Source organism: uncultured Microbacterium sp. (assembly GCF_963521695.1).
Taxonomy (GTDB): Bacteria; Actinomycetota; Actinomycetes; order Actinomycetales; family Microbacteriaceae; genus Microbacterium.
The window spans coordinates 1-5,717 of record NZ_CAUQWC010000218.1; the positions used below are offsets into that span (position 1 = coordinate 1).

Annotated in this window: 6 protein-coding genes; 4 read left to right on the forward strand and 2 right to left on the reverse strand. The window is 70.7% G+C overall.

Going from position 1 to position 5,717, the window contains the following annotated elements; translation table 11 throughout:
• Positions 1 to 387 (reverse strand): FAD-dependent oxidoreductase (locus RWP81_RS13670; protein ID WP_314456971.1); only part of this gene is annotated, 387 nt, incomplete at its 3' end.
• A 133-nt stretch (positions 388 to 520) separates the two neighbouring features.
• On the opposite strand from RWP81_RS13670, the gene RWP81_RS13675 reads away from it, so the two are divergent.
• Positions 521 to 1,189, forward strand: coding sequence for a helix-turn-helix domain-containing protein (locus tag RWP81_RS13675; protein ID WP_314456973.1), 669 nt, complete (start codon positions 521 to 523; stop codon positions 1,187 to 1,189).
• Between the two features lie 21 nt (positions 1,190 to 1,210).
• Here RWP81_RS13675 and RWP81_RS13680 read toward each other — a convergent pair whose 3' ends face one another.
• Positions 1,211 to 1,753, reverse strand: a complete 543-nt coding sequence (locus tag RWP81_RS13680; protein ID WP_314456975.1) for a YbaK/EbsC family protein — start codon at positions 1,751 to 1,753, stop codon at positions 1,211 to 1,213.
• Between the two features lie 275 nt (positions 1,754 to 2,028).
• Between RWP81_RS13680 and RWP81_RS13685 the strand changes: the two genes are divergently transcribed.
• From RWP81_RS13685 to RWP81_RS13695, 3 genes are all read left to right on the forward strand, one after another.
• Positions 2,029 to 3,270 (forward strand): acyl-CoA dehydrogenase family protein, encoded by a 1,242-nt coding sequence (locus RWP81_RS13685; protein ID WP_314456977.1) that lies wholly within the window; start codon positions 2,029 to 2,031, stop codon positions 3,268 to 3,270.
• A gap of 91 nt (positions 3,271 to 3,361) precedes the next feature.
• The gene (locus RWP81_RS13690; protein WP_314456979.1) at positions 3,362 to 4,534 is read left to right on the forward strand and encodes an AI-2E family transporter; all 1,173 of its coding nucleotides are present in this window, start codon (positions 3,362 to 3,364) and stop codon (positions 4,532 to 4,534) included.
• Positions 4,535 to 4,539: 5 nt separating this feature from the next.
• Positions 4,540 to 5,583 carry an ATP-dependent DNA ligase gene (locus tag RWP81_RS13695; RefSeq protein WP_314456981.1) on the forward strand — a complete coding sequence of 348 codons (1,044 nt, stop codon included), beginning with the start codon at positions 4,540 to 4,542 and terminating at the stop codon, positions 5,581 to 5,583.
• The last annotated feature ends 134 nt before the right edge of the window (positions 5,584 to 5,717 follow it).

Genomic DNA, 5,717 nt, shown 5'->3' on the forward strand with positions numbered 1-5,717 from the left:
GTCGAGGGCGACGTCGGTGGCGAGTCCGCGCCCGAAGGTGAACGCCGTCCGGCGATCGGCGGCGCCGCCGACGCGGTCGGCGAGCCACTCCTGGCCCGCGCGGTTGGCGTCGACGTACGCGCGGACCAAGCCAGCCGGGTGGTGCCGCCGCAACGTCGCGAGCGTCGTGCCCTGCAAGAGGGATGCCATTCCCACCGACGCCCCCGTCGCCCCCTGACCCACCTCGCCGGCGTCGACCACGGCGACGTCCACGCCCGCTTCGGCGAGCATCACCGCGGTCGAGAGGCCCGTGATCCCCGCCCCGACGATGACGACGTCGTGCCGCGCATCCGCCTCGAACGGCGTTGCGACGGAGGTCTGGACTCTGTTCCACAGGGGGGAGGTCATGAGTCCATCCCACCGCCGGCGCCGCCAACGCGGCATCCGGTTGCCTCGTGGGGTGGGATCGTCTAGCGGCGGGCGCCCCACCGCGCGCGAGCGCCCTCCCCGCGTGAGCGCGGGCCGCGGATATGCTCGGCACGTGACCGACAGCGCCGCCCCCTCGAGCCGCACGGCGGTGGTGGCCGCCGCGATCGACCTGTTCGTGGAGCACGGTTACGACCAGACCTCGGTGGAGCAGATCGCCCAGGCCGCGGGGGTGTCGCGCTCGACGTTCTTCCGCCAGTTCGGCGGCAAAGAAGACGTGGTCTTCGCCGACCACGAAGTGCTCCTCGCCGAGACGCGCGCATACCTGTCGCAGCAGCATGACGACCCGTGGGCGGCGGTGTGCGAAGCGTCGGTGCGGGTGTTCCGCCACTTCGCCGCCGACCCCGAGCTCGCCCGCCGTCGCTACAAGATCGTGCGCGAGGTCTCGGGCCTGCGCGACCGCGAGATCGTCACGGTCTTCCGCTACGAACGCCTCTTCGACCAGTACCTGCGCGATGCGCTCCCCGGCCTCGACCCCCTGGACGCCGTCGGCTTCGCCGCCCTCGTCACCGCCGTGCACAACCACGTGCTGCGCCGGCTGATGCGCGGGGCCCGAGTGCCGGCATCCGTTCTGCGGCGGGCGCTCGACGACGCCCTCCGTCGCTATGGAGTGCACCCCGACGGTGCCGATGCCGCGAGCGACGACCTGGTCGTCGCGGTGTTCCCGCGCCGGATGCCCGCCGCCGAGGTCACGCGGCGGCTCCGCGCGAGCCTGCCCGACTGACGCGCGGAGTCCGGCCGCCGTTCACGCAAGCGGCTTGGCGAGCCCCTCGACGACCTCGGCCGAGGGCAGGGATGCCAGCACCTCGCCCGGCAAGAACAGCTTCGCGCCGCGAATCCCGGCGCCGACGATGGCCCGCGGGAGGGCGGCGACCCGCGCGTCCAGCAGCAGACGCCAGTCGGACGGGATGCCGAGCGGAGTGATCCCCCCGTACTCCATGCCCGTTTCCGTCACGGCGGCATCCATCGGGGCGAACGTCGCCTTGCGCGCGTCGAGGAGCTTGCGCACGACGCCGTTGACGTCGAGCCGGGTGGTGGCCAGCGCGAGGCACGCGGCGGTGCGGGTATCGGCGCCGCGTGTGCCCTGCACCACGAGGCAGTTCGCCGAGATGTCGAGGCTCTGGCCGTACGCTTCGCAGAACGCGGCGGTGTCGGCGAGCGCGGGATCGACCGCGGCCACCTCGATGCGCGCGGCGACATCGGCGGGCAACCGGTCGATCGCGGCCACGACGGGCGCCGCGAGCAGCTCGGGGTGGTCGACGGCGGGGAGGAAGGTCAGCGAGCTCACGCCGCGACCCTACCCGCTCGGCATTCTGCCGCCGTCGGGGGGTCGTGCCGGTCGACCGCCGAGCGTCCACAACACACGGACGCCCCGCGCGACCGTCCGGGTGTCTCGGACACTCGACGTCGCACGCACCCCACCCCTGCCTCGCTGTCCGAGACACCCGGACGCCCGGCGAAACGTCCGGGTGTCTCGGACGCTCGACGCGAGAACCGACCCCGTCCAGACCGACGAGGCGCAGACGGTGACACCCAGTCCCAACTTGCGCGATACTGGGAACCATGACCATCGACGCCGATGCCCGCACGCTCCCCGGGGAGCGCGTCGCCCATTACGACCTCCTGAGCCGTCGCGACACCGACTACTACGCGGTGTTCGCCGATATCCCCGACGCCGACCGTGCGGTCTGGGACCGCGCCAAGGCGTTCGCCGACGAGGTCGGCACGCGCATGCAGGGCGAGTGGGATGCCGCGACCTACCCCGTCGAGCTGGTCCGGCGCATGGGCGAACTCGAACTGTTCACCGACGGCATCGAGCACCCCGAGCTTCCGCACACGTCGCCGCTGGCCGCGGGCCTCGTCAACATGGAGGTCTCTCGTCACGACGGTTCCCTCGCGACGGCTCTCGCCGTGCAGGGAGGGCTCGCCCTCCGCACCCTCGCGCTCTTCGGCTCTCCCGAGCAGCAACGGCGGTGGCTCAAGCCCCTCGCCGACGGCACGGTGCTCGGCGCGTTCGCCCTGACCGAGCCCGACCACGGCTCCGACTCCGTATCGCTCGAGACCACGGCCTCCCGCACAGGCGACGGTTGGTCGCTCAGCGGCACGAAAAAGTGGATCGGCAACGGCGCCTCCGGCGGCATCACCTTCGTCTGGGCCAGGGTCGACGACGACGGCGCCGACGACCACGGCAAAGTGCGCTGCTTCCTCGTCGAGCAGGACACCCCGGGCTACTCGGGCACCGTCATCACGGGCAAGGTGTCGCTGCGTGGCATCCATCAGGCCCACATCTCGATGGATGACATGCGTCTGCCCGACGACGCCGTGCTGCCCGGGTCGCACACCTTCAAAGACGCGTCGCGCGTGCTGTACGCCACGCGGTCCGGGGTCGCCTGGTCGGCCCTCGGGCACGCGACCGCGTGCTATGAGATCGCGCGGACGTATGCCACCGAACGCATGCAATTCGGAAAGCCCCTCGCGGCGTTTCAGATGGTGCAGGAGCGCCTCGCTCAGATGCTCGACGAGCTCACCGCGATGCAGCTCTACTGCCGCCGCCTCGCCGACCTCGAGACGACGGGAGGCCTGCGCCCCACGCAGGCGTCCCTGGCGAAGTACCACAACACCCGCGCCGCACGTCGGGTGGCCTCGATCGCGCGCGACCTGCTCGGCGGCAACGGCATCCTGCTCAAAAACGGCGTCATGCAGCACATGGCCGACATCGAGGCGATCCACACGTACGAGGGCACCGAGAGCGTGCAGGCCCTCCTGCTCGGCCGCGACATCACCGGGATGAGCGCGTTCGTCTGACCCCGGATGCCGGGCACCCGGCGTCCTATCCGGGCCCGGGACGCCGCGCAAGCGCGCACGCCATGTCGGAGGCCCCCGCTACCTTGTGAGCATGGGCCTGTTCTCTCGTCATCCCGCGCCTCGCGACGCGGTCGCATCCGTCGCCAAGGCGGTACAGGCACCACCGAAGAGCCTCTGGTCCGACGGCTTCGGGCGCCTCGCCGTGCGGGCCGTGCAGATCATCATCGTCGTCGTGCTCGTCGCCGGTCTCATCTGGGGCATCCAGCAGGTGACGCTCGTGATCATCCCGCTGATCCTCGCGCTCATCTTCGCCTCGGCCTTCGGCCCCGTCACGATGTGGATGCGGCGCAAGGGCGTTCCGTCGGTTATCGCGACGCTGCTGACGCTCCTCGCCGTGGTCGCCGTGCTGGCGGCCCTCGGCTGGCTCGTGGTGAACGCCGTCGTCAACCAGTGGGACTCGCTCAGCTCCCAAGCCGTCGAGGGCTTCGAGAAAGCGCAGGACTGGTATCACACGCTGCCGTTCGCGATCTCGCAAGACCAGGTGAATCAGGTCATCCAGGGGGTCCAGGGCTTCGTCACGAGTTCTGCCTTCGGCTCCGGTGCTCTGGCCGGCGTGGGCGCGGTCGCCTCCTTCGTCACGGGCTTCGTGCTCATGGTCGTCATCCTGTTCTTCTTCCTCAAAGACGGCCCCCGCATGTGGGAGTTCGTGCTGCGCCCGTTCCACGGAAGCGACTACGACCGCGCACGCCGCATCGGCGACAAGACCGTGACCGTGCTGGGCTCGTACGTCCGCGGCACGGCATCCGTTGCCGCGGTGGACGCCGTGGGTATCGGTATCGGTCTGGCGATCCTGCAGGTTCCGCTCGCTCTTCCGCTGGCCGTGCTGGTCTTCCTGCTCGCGTTCATCCCGATCGTCGGTGCCGTGACCGCCGGCATCCTCGCAGCCCTCGTGGCGTTGGTCACCAACGGCCCCATCGTGGCCCTGATCGTCGTCGGCATCGTCGTGCTCGTGAACCAGCTCGAGGGCAACTTCCTGCAGCCCGTGCTGATGGGACGCTCGATGAAGCTGCACTCGTTCGTCGTGCTGGTGGTGCTCGCCGGCGGAACGGCGATCGGCGGCATCCTGGGCACGCTGCTCGCCGTCCCCCTCACGGCGGTCGTGTGGGGCATCATCACCGTCTGGAACGGCCCTGACAAGCCGGCCGGGTGGGCGCAGCGCAAGAAGCGCAAAGACCCCGTGCCCCTGTCGGGTGACGAGAGCTGACGCTCATGCCATACGACATTCCGGCACCGATGCTGGCGAAATCGGTACCCGAGGTGCCCGAGCATGCCAAGGTCGCCGGGGGCTTCAGCTACGAACCCAAGTGGGACGGCTTCCGTGCCCTGGTGTCGTGGGACGGCACAGACGTCGAGATCGGCAGCCGCGGCGCGAAGCCGCTCACCCGCTATTTCCCCGAGCTGGTCGCGGCGTTCGCCGAGATCCTGCCCGAGCCGTGCCTCATCGACGGTGAGGTCGTCGTCGCGCGCGGTGAGCCGGGCGCGCAGCGTCTCGACTGGGAGGCGCTGTCGCAGCGCATCCACCCCGCGGCCTCGCGCGTGACCATGCTGTCGCAGGAGACGCCGGCGATGTTCATCGCCTTCGACCTGCTCGCGCGCGGCGATCGCGACCTGCAGGCGGAGCCGTTTTCGGAGCGCCGCGCGCAGCTCGAAGAGTTGCTCGGGGCCGTGCCGCACCCCGTGCACGTCACCCGCACCACCGACGACCCCGACCTCGCCCGGCGGTGGCTCGCCGAGTTCGAGGGGGCGGGCCTCGACGGCGTCATCGCCAAGCCGCTCGCGCTGCCGTACGCGCCCAACAAGCGCACCATGTTCAAGATCAAGCACGCCCGCACCGCCGATGTCGTCGCCCTGGGCTATCGCATCCACAAGTCGGGCGAGGGTGTCGGCTCGCTGCTCGTCGGGCTCTACGACGACGAAGGCCGGCTGCACGGTGTCGGGGGCGTCTCGGCCTGGACCGACAAACGGCGCAAAGAGCTGATCGACGAGCTCGCTCCCCTCGTGGAACGGGATGCCGAGGGCGGAGCCGTCGTCGGAGAGACTGACCGCTCGCGGTTCTCGGCATCCAAAGACGTGTCGTTCGTGCGCCTTCGCCCCGAGCTCGTGCTCGAGGTGCGTTACGACCAGCTCGAGGGCATGCGGTTCCGCCACACGGTGCAGTTCGACCGGTGGCGCCCCGACCGCGACGCACGCTCCTGCACCTTCGCGCAGCTCGAGACGGTGAGCTCGTACGACCTCGGCGGCGTGCTCGACTGAGAGCCGCTCCACCGTTCGGGGTTCACACCCCGGCGTCTCGGCGTCGGCCGCCGCCGCGCCCGACCCGCGCGGTGGGCAGCCCGGTCCGGGTCACGTTTCATGCACCGGGGCGGTCATCGCGCGCCCCTGTGCGC